The 17,959-nt window shown below is 51.9% G+C and carries 15 protein-coding genes; 7 read left to right on the plus strand and 8 right to left on the minus strand.

Going from position 1 to position 17,959, the window contains the following annotated elements; genetic code table 11:
• The first annotated feature begins 132 nt into the window (after positions 1-132).
• The 4 genes from hflK to PsW74_RS21765 all read left to right on the plus strand — a co-directional run bounded on the left by hflK (position 133) and on the right by PsW74_RS21765 (position 4,032).
• Positions 133-1,302: an FtsH protease activity modulator HflK gene (gene hflK / locus PsW74_RS21750; RefSeq protein ID WP_063305869.1), complete on the plus strand. Its 1,170-nt coding sequence runs from the start codon at positions 133-135 to the stop codon at positions 1,300-1,302.
• The gene (gene hflC, locus PsW74_RS21755) at positions 1,302-2,189 is read left to right on the plus strand and encodes a protease modulator HflC (protein ID WP_063289915.1); all 888 of its coding nucleotides are present in this window, start codon (positions 1,302-1,304) and stop codon (positions 2,187-2,189) included. Before hflK ends, hflC begins: the two co-directional genes overlap by 1 nt.
• A complete protein-coding gene (locus PsW74_RS21760) occupies positions 2,189-2,383 on the plus strand; it encodes a DUF2065 domain-containing protein (protein ID WP_063289914.1) in 195 nt (64 codons plus the stop codon). The genes hflC and PsW74_RS21760 overlap by 1 nt, the downstream gene beginning before the upstream one ends.
• 164 nt (positions 2,384-2,547) lie before the next feature.
• Positions 2,548-4,032 carry a Do family serine endopeptidase gene (locus tag PsW74_RS21765; RefSeq protein ID WP_063289913.1) on the plus strand — a complete coding sequence of 495 codons (1,485 nt, stop codon included), beginning with the start codon at positions 2,548-2,550 and terminating at the stop codon, positions 4,030-4,032.
• Between the two features lie 73 nt (positions 4,033-4,105).
• Here the strand turns inward: PsW74_RS21765 and serB are convergent, their stop codons facing one another.
• Positions 4,106-4,999 (minus strand): phosphoserine phosphatase SerB, encoded by an 894-nt coding sequence (gene serB / locus PsW74_RS21770; protein ID WP_063289912.1) that lies wholly within the window; start codon positions 4,997-4,999, stop codon positions 4,106-4,108.
• On the opposite strand from serB, the gene miaA reads away from it, so the two are divergent.
• Positions 4,977-5,975, plus strand: coding sequence for a tRNA (adenosine(37)-N6)-dimethylallyltransferase MiaA (gene miaA, locus PsW74_RS21775; protein ID WP_082830672.1), 999 nt, complete (start codon positions 4,977-4,979; stop codon positions 5,973-5,975). The two genes, serB and miaA, sit on opposite strands and share 23 nt — an antisense overlap.
• Before the next feature lie 609 nt (positions 5,976-6,584).
• Positions 6,585-7,121, plus strand: coding sequence for a GNAT family N-acetyltransferase (locus tag PsW74_RS21780; RefSeq protein ID WP_208988096.1), 537 nt, complete (start codon positions 6,585-6,587; stop codon positions 7,119-7,121).
• 60 nt (positions 7,122-7,181) lie between these two features.
• Here PsW74_RS21780 and PsW74_RS21785 read toward each other — a convergent pair whose 3' ends face one another.
• The 3 genes from PsW74_RS21785 to PsW74_RS21795 all read right to left on the minus strand — a co-directional run bounded on the left by PsW74_RS21785 (position 7,182) and on the right by PsW74_RS21795 (position 11,477).
• The gene (locus PsW74_RS21785) at positions 7,182-8,738 is read right to left on the minus strand and encodes a 2-isopropylmalate synthase (protein WP_063289910.1); all 1,557 of its coding nucleotides are present in this window, start codon (positions 8,736-8,738) and stop codon (positions 7,182-7,184) included.
• 531 nt (positions 8,739-9,269) lie between these two features.
• Positions 9,270-10,184, minus strand: coding sequence for a PhzF family phenazine biosynthesis protein (locus tag PsW74_RS21790; protein ID WP_063289909.1), 915 nt, complete (start codon positions 10,182-10,184; stop codon positions 9,270-9,272).
• Between the two features lie 138 nt (positions 10,185-10,322).
• Positions 10,323-11,477, minus strand: a complete 1,155-nt coding sequence (locus tag PsW74_RS21795) for a GNAT family N-acetyltransferase (RefSeq protein WP_208988097.1) — start codon at positions 11,475-11,477, stop codon at positions 10,323-10,325.
• A gap of 301 nt (positions 11,478-11,778) precedes the next feature.
• Between PsW74_RS21795 and PsW74_RS21800 the strand changes: the two genes are divergently transcribed.
• A complete protein-coding gene (locus PsW74_RS21800; RefSeq protein ID WP_063289908.1) occupies positions 11,779-13,257 on the plus strand; it encodes an SEL1-like repeat protein in 1,479 nt (492 codons plus the stop codon).
• 156 nt (positions 13,258-13,413) lie between these two features.
• Here the strand turns inward: PsW74_RS21800 and PsW74_RS21805 are convergent, their stop codons facing one another.
• The 4 genes from PsW74_RS21805 to PsW74_RS21820 form a co-directional block, all read right to left on the minus strand.
• Entirely contained in the window at positions 13,414-15,459 is a 2,046-nt protein-coding gene (locus PsW74_RS21805) for an alkyl sulfatase dimerization domain-containing protein (RefSeq protein ID WP_063289907.1), read from the minus strand.
• Positions 15,460-15,582: 123 nt separating this feature from the next.
• Positions 15,583-16,008, minus strand: a complete 426-nt coding sequence (locus PsW74_RS21810) for a GNAT family N-acetyltransferase (RefSeq protein ID WP_063289906.1) — start codon at positions 16,006-16,008, stop codon at positions 15,583-15,585.
• A 182-nt stretch (positions 16,009-16,190) separates the two neighbouring features.
• Positions 16,191-16,631, minus strand: a complete 441-nt coding sequence (locus PsW74_RS21815) for a GNAT family N-acetyltransferase (RefSeq protein ID WP_063289905.1) — start codon at positions 16,629-16,631, stop codon at positions 16,191-16,193.
• Positions 16,632-16,654: 23 nt separating this feature from the next.
• The gene (locus PsW74_RS21820) at positions 16,655-17,857 is read right to left on the minus strand and encodes an MFS transporter (RefSeq protein ID WP_063289904.1); all 1,203 of its coding nucleotides are present in this window, start codon (positions 17,855-17,857) and stop codon (positions 16,655-16,657) included.
• Between the last annotated feature and the right edge of the window lie 102 nt (positions 17,858-17,959).

A 17,959-nucleotide genomic window follows, 5' to 3' on the forward strand; every position in this document is an offset into this window, starting at 1 on the left:
TTTGGCGTATCTGCATTCGTTGAAAGGCGCTGGTAACTTGCCTATAACCCTAATCAAGTAATAGTTGGCTTAGTCTAACTCTCATCTATTTGTCGGTTTGTCCGGCAACATACCTAGTAAAGGGATCTCTCTATGCCTTGGAGCAATCAAAGCGGAGGTGGCGGCAATGACGGCGGCCCTTGGGGGAACTCCGGCGGCAACAAGGGCGGTGGTGGCCCTTGGGGTGGCGGCGGTGGCCCACAGCGTGGCGGCGGAAACGGTGGCGGCGGTAATCCACCTGATTTTGAGGAAATCCTCAAACGTGGTCAGGATCAGCTGAAATCCGTTCTACCTGGTGATGGTGGCGGCCTTGGCTTTAAAGGCATCTTATTCGCTATTCTCGTTGCCGTTGTTATCTGGCTTGCTACCGGTATCTACCGCGTCGAACCAAGTGAAGTTGGTGTGGAACTGGTATTTGGTAAGGTCGTTGGACAAACTGATCCAGGTCTGAACTACAACTGGCCATATCCAGTTGGCGAAGTGCGCACTCCAGAAGTGCTGCGTGTTCGCGAATTGACTGTTGGTATGGAAGAGTTTGTTCGAGGCAGCTCCATCAACCAGCGTGATGTGCCTGAAGAGAGCCTGATGTTGACCGGCGATGAAAACATCGTTGACGTAGATTTCAAGGTTCAGTGGCGCATTCAGAATACTCCTACTGGTGTTCAGGAATTCCTGTTCAACATTCAAAACCCTGAAGGCACTGTGAAAGCTGTTGCTGAAAGTGCGATGCGTGAAGTTGTTGGCAGCTCTCGCATTGATTCAATTCTGACTGAAAACCGTGCCCCAATTCAGATCGCGGTGCAAAAACTGATGCAGGAAACTCTCGATAACTACAAAGCTGGTATCGAGGTTACTCAGGTTCAGATGCAGAAGGTTGATCCTCCTGCGCAGGTTATTGAAGCGTTCCGTGATGTTCAGGCAGCTCGTGCTGACCAAGAGCGTATCCAGAACGAAGCACAAGCTTACGCTAACAAGATCGTCCCTGAAGCTCGTGGTAATGCGGCTCGCGTTTCTGAAGCTGCACAAGCGTATCGTGACAAGACTATTGCGAATGCAAATGGTCAGGCACAGCGCTTCAGCAAGATTTATGAGGAATACGCGAAATCTCCTAATATTATTCGCCAGCGCCTCTATCTTGAGACCATGGAAAATGTCTTGAGCAAAAATCCGAAAATCATCATCGACGGAAATGGTCAGCAAAATGGTGTTGTGCCTTATCTGCCGCTTGACCAGCTGAACAAACGTGCTGGAGGAAACAACTAATGAAAAGCGGTCTTCTTGGCATTGTTATAGCTGCTATCGCTCTGGTTCTTTACTGGTCGGCTTACATCATTACCCCAACTGAGCAGGCACTTGTTCTGCAGTTTGGTGAGGTGAAAGCACAGGAAACTGAGCCGGGTTTGAAATTCAAGTTGCCTTGGCAGAATGTTATCGTTCTGGATAAGCGTATCCTTGATCTCAACATGCCTCCTCTGGAAGCAATTGTTGCTGACAAAAAACGTCTGACTGTTGATGCGTTTGCTCGTTACCGTATCACCAACCCAGTGCGCTTCTACCAGTCTGTGAACAACGTAAATGAAGGTGCACGCCGTCTTGCGACGTTCCTGCAGTCTTCTCTACGTTCTGAACTGGCAAAAGCAACCTTCGTACAGGTGGTGCGTGATGACCGTTCTGATCTGATGGAAAAGATCCGTCAGGACGTGGACAAAAGCGCTGCTGCGATCGGTATTGACGTGATTGACGTGAAGATCCGTCGTGCGGATCTGCCAGAGGCAAACTCTCAGGCGATTTTCCGTCGTATGCAGACAGAGCGTCAGCGTGAAGCGACTGAAATCCGCGCACAGGGTGAAGAACAGTCTCGTCGTATTAAGTCTCGTGCTGATCGCGATGCAACCGTTCTTGTTGCTGAAGCACAGCGTGATGCTGATATCATTCGTGGTGATGGTGATGCGGCTGCCAACCAAATCTTCGCAGAGGCTTATGGCAAAGACCCAAGCTTCTTCCAGTTCTATCGTTCCATGCAGGCATATACCAATGCTCTGGAAGGTGGCGATACGTCTCTGGTGCTGTCTCCTGACTCAGACTTCTTCCGCTACTTCAATGATCCAAGTGGAACGCGGAGTGCTCCGGCGGTTGGTGCACCACAGTAATGAATGATTTTATTGTGGCTCTGGGACTTGTCCTCGTTGTTGAGGGAGTTGTTTATGCTCTAGCCCCAGGCCATTTGAAGGAATTCATGCGGAAAGCTCAGGATATTCCTGATCAATCTCTCCGCCTTGGTGGTGTTGCTGCGATGGGGCTGGGTGTGTTGATTGTTTGGTTGGTGCGTTCCCTCAGTGGCTAAACGCAGATTTGCCAATGATACAACTGCGAGAAATCAGCCTGACGCAGTTAAGAAATAAATGTTAGTTTTGCCCGCGCTTTATTAACCAAGCGCGGGCATATTTGTTTTCAGTATGCGTTCTGGTGAAGTGTTTGTGTTCACCTGATAATTTGAGGAGATGGCTTATGGCCGGTGTTTTCCCTCGCCTTGAGCTTGGACGATCAATCAAGGCAATTGTTTTTGCATGTATACTTGGAACTGCAGCAGTGGCCGGCAGCTTCGATAGTGCTCGTGCAAGCGGCCCAGAATCTCTGGCAGACCTTGCTGAAGAGCTTGGTGATGCTGTGGTCAACATTTCTACTGCGCAAAGAGTGAAAGCCAAACGATCTCTTCAACTGCCAGATGTCCCCGAGGGTTCTCCTTTTCAGGAATTTTTCGAAGAATTTTTCAATGGGCAGGAACCTGAGGGTGAAAGCCCGCAGCGTGTTCAATCGCTTGGTTCAGGTTTTGTCATTGACGGTGAAAAAGGCATTATCGTTACCAACAACCATGTGATTGAAGGTGCGGATGAGATTACCGTTAACTTTAATGACGGGACTAAACTGTCAGCACAGTTGCTTGGATCTGACGAGAAGACGGACCTTGCTGTTTTGAAGGTTGAGCCTCAGTCGACCTTGGACTCTGTGAAGTTTGGTAGCTCTGAAGTGCTGCGTGTTGGTGACTGGGTGATGGCTATCGGTAACCCGTTCGGCCTTGGTGGTACAGTCACAGCAGGTATCGTTTCTGCACGGAACCGCGATATCAACTCTGGTCCTTACGATAACTTTATTCAGACGGACGCTGCCATCAACCGGGGAAACTCGGGTGGCCCGCTGTTCAACATGGATGGTGAAGTCGTTGGGATCAATACTGTTATCTTCTCACCTTCAGGCGGATCAATCGGCATCGGTTTTGCTATTCCTGCTGAGACTGCAACCCGGGTGATTGCACAGCTGCGTGAGTTTGGGGAGACCCGTCGCGGCTGGCTTGGTGTTCGTATTCAGCACGTCACTGAAGAAATCGCTGAGAGCCTGGGTATGGACAGTGCGCGTGGCGCTTTGATTGCTGGCGTGACTGAAGGTGGCCCTGCACAGGACGCTGACATCATGCCAGGCGATGTTGTGTTGAGCTTTGATGGCCGGAGTGTTCCTGAAATGCGTGATCTGCCGCGTATGGTTGCGACCACAACGATTGGCAGCACTGTTCCGCTCATGGTTTTGCGCCGTGGTGAAGAAGTCGAGCTTGAGGTCACTCTCGGACGTCTTGATGAAGTGGCTGAAATTGAGAAGGTTGAGGAAGAACAGGAAAGTCCAAAGAGCAAAGCGGATGAGACCGTTGTGCTTGGGTTGTCTCTGGCCAAGATTGATGAACCTCTGCGTGAACGTTTTGCCCTGTCAGATGAGATCGAAGGTGTTGTGATTACCCGCGTTGCTGAAGGCAGCTCTGCTGAAGACAAACGGGTTCGCGCTGGCGATGTGATCGTTGAGGTGGCTCAGGAACCTGTTGCTGCACCGAAAGATGTGGTTGCTATGATCGAAGCTCTCAAGGCAGACAAACGTCGCTCTGCGTTGCTTTTGCTTTCCAACGGTTCTGGGGAACTGCGGTTTGTTGCAGTTCGTATCGAAGACTAGTCCGTTTTTATCAGACATGAAAAAAGCCGCTTCCAGACTGGAGGCGGCTTTTTTTATTTGAAGGCAAGGAAACTTAGGTCTTTGCAAACTCGTCGTGGCTGTAGCCTTGAATGTAGAGCAAGGCTGTTAGGTCACCATAGTTGATCTTAGCGCGAGCTTCTGCGGCCACTTTGGGCTTTGCGTGGAAGGCAACGCCCAGCCCAGCAGCGCAGATCATGGCCAGATCATTGGCGCCATCACCCACTGCAATGACGTCTTCCAGTGCGATGCTCTTTTCCTCAGTAAGCTCGTTGAGGCGGTCTAGTTTCGCCTGTTTGCCAAGGATCGGTTCAGCAACTTCACCTGAGAGCTTGGATTCAGCTTCCAGAAGGATGTTGGCCTTGTTTTCATCGAAGCCGATGACCTCGGCAATCTTCTGCGTGAACGAGGTGAAGCCACCAGATACCAGTGCGGCATATCCGCCATTGGCTTTCATGGTCTGCACGAGTTCTCGTCCGCCAGGTGTCAACGTAATTCGGTTTTCGATGGTCTTGCCGATGACTTCGGTGCCCAGGCCTTTAAGCAGGGCAACGCGCTGTCGCAGAGCAGGTTCAAACTCAATTTCGCCGCGCATGGCGCTCTCGGTGATCTCGGAGATTCTCTCTTTCAAACCCAGTTCCGCTGCAAGCTCATCAATGCACTCCTGCTGGATCATGGTGGAATCCATATCTGCGATCAGGAGTTTCTTTCTGCGGCCATTCTGGGGTTGAATGAAAACATCAACTGGTGCATTTGCAAGGTTTGTGCGAATAGAGCTTTCGAGTTCTTCAGGTTCTACGCGACCCTCAATTGTCAGGTCTACAGCGATGTGAGGGTTGAGAACCTTAACCTGAGGAGCTGAGGGAAGAAGGGCACTAACCTTCTCAACGATATCCTCGGTGACAGCAGGTTTGGCTGGATTGGAAATGAGCGTGACAACAAACGACATAAGCAGCTCTCGGACTGGGCAAGTGAATGGCGCTGGTAAAAGGCCTGTTGCGGTGTTGATAGCCGGACCGACGGCCAGCGGCAAGACAGCTCTTTCCATTCAACTGGCAAAAGAGCTGAATGCTTGGGTTGTTAATGCAGATTCCATGCAAATCTATTCTGATCTGCACATTTTGAGCGCGCGTCCAAGCGTGGAAGAAGAATCGCAGGCACCGCACCACTTGTTCGGCCATGTGCCCAGTGACCAACCTTACAGCGTGATGAACTGGCTGACGGAGTTTGAAGAACTGTTGTCGGATGCCCGACAATCAGGTCGCCCGCTGGTTGTTGTTGGTGGGACTGGTCTTTACTTCAGGTCCGCGTTGGAGGGACTATCCCTGATGCCCGACATCCCAGAGGATGTGCGGCAGCATTGGAGGGTGTTCTCACAGGATGCAGCAGCAGGGGCGCTTCATAACGCTCTGGGAGAGCGGGATCAGATTATGGCTGACCGTTTGCATCCATCAGACACGCAGCGCATTGTACGCGCTCTGGAGGTTATTGAGGGGACGGGTAAGTCTCTATCAGTCTGGCAGAATGAGCGTAGCACTCCTTTGCTGAGTACCGATGAATCTGTGAGAGTGGTGTTGTCGCCAGATCGCAAAGTTCTGCATGATCGGATTCATCACCGGTTTGATTTGATGGTGGAGCAGGGAGCGGTTGAGGAAGCGTGCGCGCTTTGGGCCAAGGGCCTTGATCCAAACCTGCAAGTGATGAAGGCGATTGGCGTGAAGCAGCTTGCTGAAGCGGCTCAGGGGCTCACCAGCATGGACTGGGCAGTTGAGAAAGCTAAGACTGAGACGCGCCGCTATGCAAAGCGACAATCCACGTTCTTCAGGGGACAACTTTCGACCTGGCAGAATATTGACCCGCTCAAGACCAGCGAAACTGAAGCTTTTGTTGAAACTGTGAAGACTGCGTTCTCCCATGGATCTTAATGCTGGCTTTTATTGATTGGCGAAAATCCCTGTTAAAATTGGCAGATAGATAGTTTTACGGATGAATTTCTGAGTGACATCTTTCTACGGTTTCTTTAAAGAGAGGCGCACGTTTGGCAGAGGCCGCCAAACAAGCCATACTATATTCCGAGAAATTTAATTTGCGGCGGAGCTGAGGCTCCTTAGAGCTCTGGTCGGTGTGAGTATACTCCACCGACCAGTACTAATTTTAAGTGATTGTGATGAGTTGTATAAGACTAGGTTTACCTTAAGTCATTGTGCGGCTCGCATAATTGGCGTTATCCGGCAAATCTGTGGTATCTAAAGATCGTAATTTTGCCTTATTAAATGTTATCTGCATACTTTCTTCGAGAAAATCCTACTGAATTTCAAAGGATTGCATGAAGCAGGACTTCTGACGCTTTTTAGACATAATGAAGTGCCATCAAGTATTCGCCTTTGAATTTTGACGGTATTTAAAAGCATATTGCATGCATTAAGGCGGTTGTAATCTGAGGGAGGACTCTCCAGATGTGACCTGAGGCTGTTGGTCTTACGTGGCTGGTTTTTCTGGCTGGCTGGCGTGTGATTATAATGGAGGAATCAAGCGTGACACTCCCAATCCTGGAAACTAAACGGCTGCGGGCACGACCTTTTACCTCTGATGATCTGGCAGATCTTGTAAGCCTTCATAGCAATCCAGAGGTCAATCGTTACTTACAGCCCACTAATGTGGCCTGGGATGTTGCGATCGTGAAAAAACGGTTGGCAAGCTTTATTGAGACTCAGGAACTGATGGGTTTCAGTCAATGGCATCTGTCGACGCATGAAGGTGAGTTCGTTGGCCGTGCTGGTTTCTCTCTTTACGAGAAAACCGCCGAAGTCGAGATGGACTACACTTTGTTAGAGCACTTCTGGAACAAACGTTTTGGCAGTGAGATTGCGCAGGCGCTGGTGGAGTGGTTCTTCGAGAACACCTATTACTCTCACCTTTTGGCCTTTGCCCATCCAGAAAATCATGCTTCCAAGAAAGTCATGAAGCGTGCAGGCTTTGAGTTTCGTGAGACGCGTCTGGTTGATGGGTTGCCTTGCGAATTTTATCAAGTGCTTAGTCCAAGCTGTCAAAAGCTTGCTGTTCCAGCCTGAACTGGCACAAAAAAAGCGCGGGGCTTTCGACCCGCGCTCTTTGCATGAAAATTGAATGACTTAAACGGTGATGGCGTCTTCGACGTTGACCTGACGCTGACGTCGGATTGTCAGTTTGTTCAGTGCAGAGACGTAGGCGCGGGCAGAGGCGACCAATGTATCTGTGTCTGCACCTTTACCAGTTGCGATTTTGCCGTTGTCTTCCAGACGAACGGAAACTTCAGCCTGCGCATCGGTGCCTTCTGTCACTGCATGTACCTGATAGAGGGACATGTTTGCGTCATGCGGCCAAATTGCCTTGATCGCGTTGAAGGTGGCATCAACCGGGCCGTCGCCTGTAGCTTCACGGGTTTCGTGCTTGCCGTTGACGTCCATTGTCAGGATGGCTTTTTGAGGTCCACCAGTACCAGCGATCACTGTCAGAGCGATAACCTTGACGTTCTCGCTTTCAATTGTGATCTGGTCTTCCACCAGCGCTTCAATGTCTTCGTCGTAAACGTTTTTCTTGCGATCTGCCAAGTCTTTAAAGCGACGGAAGGCTTCCTGCAACGCGTTGTCGCCCAACTCATAACCCAGCTCAGACAGCTTGTCTTTGAAGGCATGACGGCCAGAGTGTTTGCCCATGACCAAAGAGGTTGCACGGACTCCAACATCTTCCGGACGCATGATTTCGTAGGTTTCTGCGTGCTTTAACATACCGTCTTGGTGAATGCCGCTTTCGTGGGCAAATGCGTTTTTACCGACGATTGCTTTGTTGTACTGGACGGGGAAGGAGGACACTGCAGAGACCAGCTTAGATGCGCGGGTCAGATAGGCTGGATCGATGGTGCATTCATATGGCAGCACGTCGCCACGTGTGCGCAGGGCCATGACGATTTCTTCCAGCGCGGCGTTGCCAGCGCGCTCGCCCAGACCGTTGATGGTACACTCGATCTGACGTGCGCCGCCTGCGACACCAGCCAGAGAGTTTGCGGCGGCTAAGCCCAAGTCGTTGTGACAATGCGCTGAGAATATTGCCTTATCTGAGTTCGGCACATTCGCGATGACCTGCTCGAACATGGCTTGATACTCAGCAGGTGTTGCGTAGCCAACGGTATCCGGCAGGTTGATGGTTGTTGCGCCGGCGTTGATAGCGGCTTCAACACAGCGGCTCAGGTACTCGATGGAGGTTCGGGTGGCGTCCATTGCGGACCACTCGATGTCATCGATCAGGTTGCGTGCCTGTTTCACCGTTTTGGTGATGATCTCCAGAACCTGCTCTTCTGTTTTGTTCATCTGGAATTGCAGATGAATTGGAGAGGTGGAGACGAATGTATGGATACGGCCTTGATTTGCCTGCTTAATTGCTTCGCCAGCGCGGTCAATATCCGCCGGGATTGCACGGGCCAGGCCTGCGATTACGGAGTTTTTTGAGCGTTTGGCGATTTCGCTGACCGCTTCAAAGTCACCCTGAGAGGCAATTGGAAAGCCTGCTTCAATGATGTTAACGCCCATTGTGTCAAGTAATTCAGCGACTTGCAGTTTTTCTTCCAAGGTCATGGACGCGCCGGGAGATTGTTCTCCGTCGCGCAGAGTGGTGTCGAAAATAACTACTTGGTCTTTAGCGGATGCGGTCATTGGTGATGCCTTCAACTTTGCCCCGACACCTTGTGTGTCCTGAATAGCGCCTGGGGATTTTTCTTCATTCTCAGATATTTAAGAGTGATCCCCTAAGTGCCCGCCCAGATACGGGGCCGCCGACGCCTAGGGGCATCTAAGTAGAAGGAGCGCGCGTAGGAAGAGGCCGCCATGCTGGCGCATGGTGCTGTTTTCATTCAGATTGTCGCGGTTCGCGATCATTATCTGTCAGCTGCCTTTTCGTCGCTATGGCTTGGAATCAAAGTTTTCCAACTACTTACGTGTCGGATACTTGTTTGAAGTTACAAGCCAAATCTTCTTGTAGCGTTACCGAGTAAGTCTCGTTTTTGCCTAATCTGTAATTTTCCTAGCGGATATGCGGATTAAACGCAAGAATTTTACTCAAAACAGGGCTCTGATTACTCAAAAGTATATGCCGCTCACGCTGAGATAATCTCAATTGGCTCACAGAGCAGTCCCAATATGCGGGAGAAGTGGAGGAGGCGGAGTGCTCTCCTCCGGTGTTATCGCTCAGAGGAGCAGTTCGCCGCGGGCGAGGATAACTGCCTGTCCGCCAATGCGGTGAGCGTGAATGGCGCCAGACCGCATCTCCATTTCCAGTGAGATGGAGGAGGGGCGTCCCATCTTGAAGCCTTGCTCAATGAGATATTTGTGTGTGCCGTCCAATGGCTGGTCGAACTCTGCAATGGACCCTGCAAAGGCGGCGACTGCTGAGCCTGTTGCTGCATCTTCGCGTGGCAGGCCGTTTTCCAGATAGACCATGCGAGCGTGGAATGCGCTGTCTACATGGATGGTCTGGCGGCAGTATGCAAAGGCATTGTTGTGCGCGATGGTGCCGAACGCTTCTTCCCAGTATTTATGAACTGGCTGGATGCGGTTGATGGCGTCCATATCTGCGACTGGAACAAACGCAAATGGCAGGCCGGCTTCCCAAGCTTTGGGCTTGTGATTTTCGAATGTGATTTCATTTGGTTCCAGAGACAGAGCTGCAGCAATCACATCTTTTTCGCCAAGCTCTTGAGCTGGCTTCGGCAGTCTTGGTACATCAAACTCAGCGGAGGTGGCCTTGTCTTTTTGCAGGGCGACAGCGCACCGTACCAACCCGACTTTTTCTTCCAACAGCACCAATGCGTCCATATCGTTATCCGGAGCGCCGAAGCGGTTTCCTGCCATCAAAACGGCGGTGCCCACGGTTGGGTGGCCTGCAAATGGCAGTTCCATGGACGGGGTGAAGATGCGGATGGAGGCGTTATGAGCGATATTGTCTGGTGGCAGAACGAAGACGGTCTCGGAGAGGTTAAATTCGCAGGCAATCTGCTGCATCTGAGCGTCTGACAATCCCTTTGCATCCAGCACAACTGCAAGCGGATTACCTGCCAGCGCTTTATCAGTGAAAACGTCTAGCAGGGCATAAGGTCTGGCCATTTTAAAAGTCCAATTATCTCAGTTTGGTGTTGAGCTCGTGGTCTTGCATCACGGGCTCAACTTACGAAAAAGATTTGCTTGAGCGCCACTCAAGATTGTTTTGGCGCCAAATACAAGTCTGCAAATGAAGATAGCTCGTTAATTTAACAGGTGTGCGGTGAGCGCCAAGGCATATGGGGGGACGCTGTAGTCCTTAAGATCCTCACGGGATTTTACGATAACTGCTTCTTCCAACTCAGGTTTTTTCTGGTTTGCGTTGAAATGTGCAATTTTTGAAAGGATTGCGTCTGAGGTGAGTTGCAATGTTAAAATACGCGCGATTGCGAGGCGTGGCCCATCTTCGATTGCGAAGACGTCCCCCAACTCTCCCTGATCCAATGTGAGGCCTGTTTCTTCTTCCAGCTCGCGGGCGATGGAGCCGAAGATATCCACCTTCCCGGTGGACGTGATATCGTTGAGATCAAGATTGCCGCCGGGTGGGTAAACCTGACCAGCTGTTGCGGTGTTTCCCGCCATTTTGCCAAATATGAGATGGCCCTGGCTGGAACGGAGGACTGCGCAGCCAAACAGGTTTTTGGCGCTTCTGTCGGGGAAGCCCCAATCGCGCCATGCGAGGAATTCGGAGTAGTTGATTTCTACCAGATCACCGGAAAATTGCTTCCGGTCCAAGGAGTATTGGTACAATGACAGAACCTTACCATCCCAAAGATCCGGGTTATCGGAAATCAATGTCTGCCAGTTTTCCTTGATAGCCTCACTGTTATTGGTGGCGAAATCCCAGCAGTCGGAGGTGTTAAGGTTCAAACTGACATCTGCGATCTCATGGATTTGCGGGGTGAGATCTTTTTGCATGTGCTCGATCGGGCCAGCCCCTTTGAAAGCACTCGGTCTGTTGCTTGTGCTGCGATAACCGTGGTGCTGATAAAAGGGAGCTGCGTTTGCATCTGATTCAAGGCGCATGCGGGTGCATTGCATGCGTTTGGCTGCTTCTTCAGCCCCTTCCAACAACCAGGCTCCGTGGCCTTTGCCGTGTGCTTCGGGCAACACAAACAGACAATCCAGCAGAGCGGTTTCTGCACTTTCCCTGGTGATGCGCGCAAAACCAAGTGGTCGTTCGTGATCGGTGATGACAAGGATTGGATCTGCCTCGATCATTTCCGGGGTGATTTTCCAATGGTCCCGAAACTCCTGCATGTCCTGCGGATCGTATCCCCAGTGACCTTTGGCAGCGTGCATAATATCTGTAAGGGCAATGGCTTGGCTTTTTGCGGCGAGCCGCATCTGGCAATGCATTCTTCTTAATTCTCCAAATTCAACCAGCACCGTTTGTGCTTAAGCCCGAGGAAGTTGAGGCCAAAGATTTGCCAGTCTTCTTTTCGGTCTAGTTGAAACAACCAGCCAATAGTGGCCCAAAAGAGGAAATGGTTTCAAGTGACCAATGTGATTTGAAGGATATCCAACCCGAAAAGATTAACGATTAACTATTTGCATGAGGTTCGTAGGCTGACAAGAGCTTTCCGGGCAAGCATGACGTGTTTGCCCTCTCGCATGGCGCTCTTTCTGACCCGTGACAATCACAGTTGAGAAGGTACTCATGCGCATTTTTTTGCCACTCCTTTGCTTGCTTGCGGTTGTCAATGGCCTGCCCGCTCATGCCGTGAGTTGGCAAGCAAGTGGGAGTGAAAAGGAACTCCTGCTGACCAAGGGTGTTGGCGGGCTGACGCTTCTTCATAACCGGGCAGGGAAGATCCACCGTTCCACACGGGCGGAGATATCCAAGAGTGCGGTGATTACCTCCCTGAATGCAGAAGCGCTTGCTGGAAATGCGGAGGCTGTCTTCGGGCTGGCCGTGGCGCATGAGATGGGGCACGGCGTGCCGCGGGATCTGCCCGTTGCCATGGAGCTTTATGAAAAAGCTGGCGAGATGGGGCTTGCGGCTGCCTACAACAATCTGGGAGAGATCTACCGGCAGGGCAAGCATGGTGCGCCTGATGCGGAGAAAGCACGCGAGCTTTATCAGATTGCTGCAGACTGGGGAGATGCCTGGGCGCAGAACAATCTTGGCCTTCTTTATCTGCATGGCATCGGTGTGGGGCGGAATCCGAAGCTGGCCTTTTATTGGGTGAAAGGCGCTGCCATGGCGGGATTGATGCAGGGCATTGAAAACCTTGCTGGCCTGTATCGGGATGGTGTTGGTGTTGAGCGGGATACCTCGCGTTCTCGTGTGCTTTATCGCAAAGCTATTTCCCTGGGCTCCATAGACGCGCATGTGCCACTTGGTGAGCTGCTGGAGAATGGAGATGGCGGCGAGGCGGACCTTGCTGCTGCAATCCGGCATTACCGTGTTGCGGCTGGTGAGGGACATTTGCTGGGCAACCATTATCTTGGCACGCTTTATGAAGATGGGGTCGGGGTCAAGCGAGACCTTGAACTGGCTTTCTTTCATTACGAGCGGGCCGCACGGCGCGGATTGGCGCGATCGCAGTTTGCACTGGGGCGGTTTTATCTGCTTGGGCAGGGAACGGAAGCAAATCTGGAAAAGGCGATCCGGCTTTACAAAGCGGCGGCCAAACAGGGCAATGCACAGGCTTTGAATGATCTGGGCGTGCTTTATGAGAACGGGCGCGGTGTACCACAGTCCTATGAGTTGGCGCTGGAGTTTTATACGGCGTCCTCAGCACGCTTTCCGTTTGCTTTGACCAATGCCGGGCTGCTTTACCTGAACGGACGCGGTGTGCAGCAGGATGTGGATCTGGCGAAGAAGCTGTTTCAGCAGGCCTCTGAAAGAGGAGAGCCTGTGGGAGACGTGTTGCTGGGCAAAGTCTATTTGCAGGGCTTCAATGAAGAGCCGAACCCAGGTGAGGCGGCGCGGATGTTTCTGCTTGCCGCGTCCAAAGGCGTACCGGAAGCATTTTATCTGCTTGGATACTGTCATGAAAGCGGGCGGTGTCTGGGCCGCAATCTTGTGAAGGCTCGTGACTTTTACAAGATGGCTGCTGATCAAGGATATCGTGAAGCCGAGAGGGCACTGCGCCAGCTTGAATGGCGCTTGAGAACTCAGAGCAACAATTAGAGCATGTTGCGCTCATATGCATTCACGCACCAAGCTCTAACTCTTTAATTTTGCGCGTATTCTTATCCGAAAACCGGAACCACTTTTCGGGAACACGCTCTAGATACAAAAAGAGCCGGTGTTGAGCCGGCTCTTTCAGGCATTCGTGCAAGCCTGCTATTTGTTTGGTGTACTCTGGTTGGCCTTGTCCAGTGGCACGGGGCGCACGATGTTGAACCAGAAATCAAAGCTGTCCAGCATCGCCAGCAGATCGGTGAGCTTAGAGGCTTCTCCATCCACTGTGATCATGCCGGATTTGATGGCCTCATCAAAGGTTTCCATGCCAAGCATGATGTTGTCGAGTGTGCTTCTGTCCAGTGTCACCGTGGCGTCTGCATTCTCCAGCTGGTATCCTTCAATATGGCTGAGCGCTGCGTTTTGCAGTTCCATTGCATATTTCTGATCGGTGTCCGGAAAGATCCAGTTCAGCTTGATTTGCTGATCGCCCGCCTTTGTGTTGTTCAAACGCATGGCCGCGTAATCAAAGAGCAGATCCACATCCATGGAGCGAATGATATCCGGGCTGGCCGTATCAACGGCAGGCAGTTCCTGAATGCCGGACCGAAGTTCTTTAGCGCCGGAGAGGTAGAAGTTGCGCCATGGACCGGATTCTGCCTGATAGCCGAGCTGTTCTAACGCGTCTGCCTGTAGTTGCGCGGCATCTTCATTGTCTGGCTCTGCAAAGACCAAATGGTTGAGCACTTCTGCTACCCAGCGGTAATCACCCTTGTCAAAGGACTCCTGCGCTTTTTGGAGCAAGATCACCGAGCCGCCCATGAACTCGACGTATTTGGGGCCAGACAGGCGTTCTGGATACTCATGCAGTGTGGCGGGATTGCCGTTGAACCAGCCCAGATACCGCACGTAAGTGGATTTTACGTTGTGGTTGAACGAGCCGTAGTATCCGCGGGTGCTCCAGTCGTTTTGCAATGTTTCCGGTACTTCTAACATCTCGGCAATCTCAGTCATGCGGAAGCCATAGTTGGCCAGTCGCAATGGCTGATCGTTGATGTAGCGGTACAGATCGCGCTGGTTGCGCAGGTGTTTTACGATGGTGTCATTGCCAGACAGATGCCAGTGGTGTGGGGCGAAGAGGACTTCAACGTCCTTACCGTACTTGTAGATGGCCTCGTTGATGTATTTGGACCAACCCAGTGGATCTCTGAGTTTCGCGCCACGCAATGAGTATGTGTTGTGCATTGTGTGGGTGGCATCTTCTGCGGTGCAGAGAGCTTTGAACTCCTGAATGTAGAAGAAGAACTCTGAGGGAGCCTCTGAATCCTGAGCCATCCAGAAATCGAAGGTGAGGCCATCGATTTTATGGGTTTCGCCGTTGTCCCTGATGATATCGGTTGGCGGAATGAGCGTGACCGTGCCGCTTGATGTGGTTGGACCGAGGCCCGCGCCGACCTGTCCCTCCGGAGAGTGTGGTAGCAGGTTGCCGTACATGTAAGAGGCGCGTCTGCTCATGGCGTTGCCGGCCATTACGTTTTCTGAGACGGCGTGTTCCATGAAGCCTTCGGGGGCATAGATTTTGACTTTGCCGCTGGCGACATCGGCCTCATCCACCACGCCGCGGACACCGCCGAAGTGGTCTACATGGCTGTGAGTGTAGATAATGGCTTTGACCGGCTTCTTGCCGCGCTGGGCGTAGTAAAGCTCCAGAGCGTAGCGAGCGGTTTCCTCGGAGATCAGCGGATCTACGATGATGATGCCTTCATCGCCTTCAATGAAGGTGATGTTGGAGAGGTCTGCCGCGCGCACCTGAAAGATGCGTTCTGACACCTGAAAGAAGCCGCTCAGCAAAATGAGCTGGGACTGACGCCAGAGGCTTGGGTTGACGGTCTCCGGGGCAATGGAGCCTTGCATGATGAAGTCAAACTTGGAGAGATCGTAGACGATATCGCCCTTGGCGTTTTTGACCACGCCGCCGTCTGGCAGTGGAGCGAGATAGCCTGCCTGCGCATCCTTGAAGTCTTGCTCATCGGAGAAATGCAGCTGCTTCAGGATGTTTTCATAAAGATCTCCGGTGAAGCGTGTCGCCGGTTTGGTGATGGTCTCTGCGGTGGTCGCGGTGAGCGAGAGAGACCATGCAATGCTTACGGTGGCAGTTGCGCACAAGATTTGGCGGGCAAGGGATTTCTTGGTTTTATTGAGCGTCATTCCCGACCTCCAGAGTAGAGTTGCCCTTCTCCTTATAGGCGTGCGGTTAAGGCCTCAGCTCAACCGCTGTTTGAAATGAGGTTTTTGGTTGCTGAAGGCCTAATGAGGTGTTGCAACCACGGGTTAATGCGTTGAGGGTATGTGTTTGTTGAAGCGCACCATGAGGCGTTCTGAAGGATCTACTCGGACAAAGCCGTATTGGCTGTACAGGTCGTGAGCATCGGGGGTTGCAAGGCCGATACTTTGAACCTCTTTGACGTCTGGATGTGAAAGAACTTCCTCCAGCAGGTGTTTGGATAGTCCTTTGCCGCGATGTTCTTCAAAAACGAATAAGTCACATAGATAGGCAAACGTGAGTTTATCTGTGATCACGCGAGCAAAGGCGACCTGTTCTCCACTGGGTAAGTAAGCGCCAAAACAGATGGAGTTGTTCAGAACGGTATCGAGTGCTTGTGGTGGTAGTCCTTCCAAGCGCCCGGACACCTCAGAAAGGAACTGGTAGACACGTTCCTTTTCAATTTTCGAGATATCGGTGCTGAACGTGATCATCGGTTCGCCTCTGCTTCAGTGTGAACACACCTCGCTTGATTGAGGGAAGGTGCTTTCTTGCGCAGTTTATTTCTTGGCGGTTAAGTGATCTCTTAAACATGCAAGGCGCTGGGTTTGTTGGTTAGCGCCTTGCGCATATCATATGAACAAATTGTAGGAGGAGTGTGTTGTGGTCTGCCCTCCTAAGCTTTCTGATAGGCCGTCTTGTTGTGCCGTTCCATCATGCGGTCCGGGGCTCCAAGTGGGGTGAAGCCGAATTGTTTGTAGAGGTCGTGTGCACCTGCTGTTGCCAGCAGGACGCGGCGGAGGCCTTGCAGTTCGGGGTGGGCGTCGATTGCTTTCATGAGCTGTTTGGAGAGACCTTTGCTGCGATGCGCGGGCGTTACAAAGACATCGCCCAGATAAGCAAAGGTGGCTTTGTCTGTGATGACGCGAGCGAACGCAACTTGCTCTCCGTTTGGCAGATACAGCCCGAAGCACAGTGAGTTTTCTATTGATCTGTCAAAGACATCCCGCGGCAAGCCTTTGCTCCAATAGGCGTCTTCTGAGAGGAACTGATAGATCTTGTCGCGCTGAAGTTTGTCTTTGTCGGTTGAGATTTCGATTTCCAGAGTTTGGGTCATTTTGAGCTGCTTAGGTCTGTCGTTTAGGAGGTTTGGAGGCTGGTTTCAGGCTTTGGAGCCCGGACGACCAGCAAAACTGCGGCGGAGAGCAGAGTGAGCAGAGCGGAAAACTGGATGGTGTTTCCGAATGTGGTGATGCTTGCCACTGTGCCGGTCATCATGTTGCCAACCAAGGCGCCAGCAAAAATGGCGTTTGTGTAGGACGCCGTGGCGATCCCTGGTCGATGCGGTGCGTATGCCTGGATGAATGTGAGGCCAAGCCCGACGTTGATGCCGTAGTACAGACCTTCCAGTGCGCAGAGCAGGTAGATTTGTGAGGGCTCTGTTACCCGTACAATCAACAGGAAGAAGAGTGTTCCAAGCAGAGCGGAGAACAGCATCGCGTTCTTCTGGCCCAGCTTTTGAGCTGGTTTAACGACAACAAAGATGACTAAGACTTCGACGAAGCATTTGACTGAGAAGGCGAGGCCCGGGGTTGCTGTTGAGAAGCCCATTTCCTCAATGAAGAAGACGGGACCTGCGGATACAAAGATGACATTGGCGGAGGTGAGTGCGAATATGGGCAGGCAGGCGAGGATGAGGGCGAACGGAACTGGTTCAATCCTGCCATTCTCGCTGGTCTTGATCGGATGGTGGGTGGTGAAGCTTTTGGGAACGATCCAAATGCCCATTACCAGCCAGCAGATGCTGATGACGCCGGCTGTTGGGAAAATGGAGCTAACGCCGAACATACCGTAGAGCGTGAAGGCCAGCGGTGTGCCGACCATCCAGCCTAACGACATGGCAATGCGCAGGTGTGAGTTGAACTTAGCGGGTTCCCTATTGGTTTGCTCTGCGAACAGGCGTCCAAAAGAGAACATGGTGGAGAGCACGCCACCTGAGACACCCATGAGCGGCACGCCCATCAGAAGCATCCAGTAGGCCGATACTGTTGATTGAAGGCCCATGTTGAGCATGTAAAGCGCGGAGCAGAATATCAAGATAGGCTTCAGCCGTGCTCCGGCATCAATGCGCGCGCCGAAATAACGATTTGAAAACAGTGTGATGGCAGTTGAGCCGACGATGTAGACTGCGAGTTTCCATGCTGGCTCGCCAAGCTCTGTGACAACATAAGAGCTGTAGAGCGGGATGAGGCAGGCAATCGCCAGAGAGCCAATGAGCATGTAGACGTGAATCAGTATTGGGAAACGATCCAGCATTGCCAGAGCCGCAGGAATAGTGCGCATGGGGAATCCAAAGGTGATGGGGAAAGACTTATGGAGTCTTGCGGGAATGTACGTATTGATACATCTCCTTGAAGGAAATGCAAGCAGGAGATGTTATCGCGC

The sequence above is a fragment of the Pseudovibrio sp. W74 genome (genome assembly GCF_001623085.1).
Classification (GTDB): domain Bacteria; phylum Pseudomonadota; class Alphaproteobacteria; order Rhizobiales; family Stappiaceae; genus Pseudovibrio.

What these genes read in the sequence shown, in the direction of transcription:
- PsW74_RS21805 (WP_063289907.1), bottom strand. Translation starts at nt 15,459, where the DNA reads ATGACGCTCAATAAAACCAAGAAATCCCTTGCCCGCCAAATCTTGTGC.
- PsW74_RS21810 (WP_063289906.1), bottom strand. Translation starts at nt 16,008, where the DNA reads ATGATCACGTTCAGCACCGATATCTCGAAAATTGAAAAGGAACGTGTC.
- PsW74_RS21760 (WP_063289914.1), top strand. Translation starts at nt 2,189, where the DNA reads ATGAATGATTTTATTGTGGCTCTGGGACTTGTCCTCGTTGTTGAGGGA.
- PsW74_RS21795 (WP_208988097.1), bottom strand. Translation starts at nt 11,477, where the DNA reads ATGCATTGCCAGATGCGGCTCGCCGCAAAAAGCCAAGCCATTGCCCTT.
- PsW74_RS21820 (WP_063289904.1), bottom strand. Translation starts at nt 17,857, where the DNA reads ATGCGCACTATTCCTGCGGCTCTGGCAATGCTGGATCGTTTCCCAATA.
- PsW74_RS21815 (WP_063289905.1), bottom strand. Translation starts at nt 16,631, where the DNA reads ATGACCCAAACTCTGGAAATCGAAATCTCAACCGACAAAGACAAACTT.
- hflK (WP_063305869.1), top strand. Translation starts at nt 133, where the DNA reads ATGCCTTGGAGCAATCAAAGCGGAGGTGGCGGCAATGACGGCGGCCCT.
- hflC (WP_063289915.1), top strand. Translation starts at nt 1,302, where the DNA reads ATGAAAAGCGGTCTTCTTGGCATTGTTATAGCTGCTATCGCTCTGGTT.
- PsW74_RS21790 (WP_063289909.1), bottom strand. Translation starts at nt 10,184, where the DNA reads ATGGCCAGACCTTATGCCCTGCTAGACGTTTTCACTGATAAAGCGCTG.
- PsW74_RS21765 (WP_063289913.1), top strand. Translation starts at nt 2,548, where the DNA reads ATGGCCGGTGTTTTCCCTCGCCTTGAGCTTGGACGATCAATCAAGGCA.
- miaA (WP_082830672.1), top strand. Translation starts at nt 4,977, where the DNA reads ATGAGCGTGACAACAAACGACATAAGCAGCTCTCGGACTGGGCAAGTG.
- PsW74_RS21800 (WP_063289908.1), top strand. Translation starts at nt 11,779, where the DNA reads ATGCGCATTTTTTTGCCACTCCTTTGCTTGCTTGCGGTTGTCAATGGC.
- serB (WP_063289912.1), bottom strand. Translation starts at nt 4,999, where the DNA reads ATGTCGTTTGTTGTCACGCTCATTTCCAATCCAGCCAAACCTGCTGTC.
- PsW74_RS21785 (WP_063289910.1), bottom strand. Translation starts at nt 8,738, where the DNA reads ATGACCGCATCCGCTAAAGACCAAGTAGTTATTTTCGACACCACTCTG.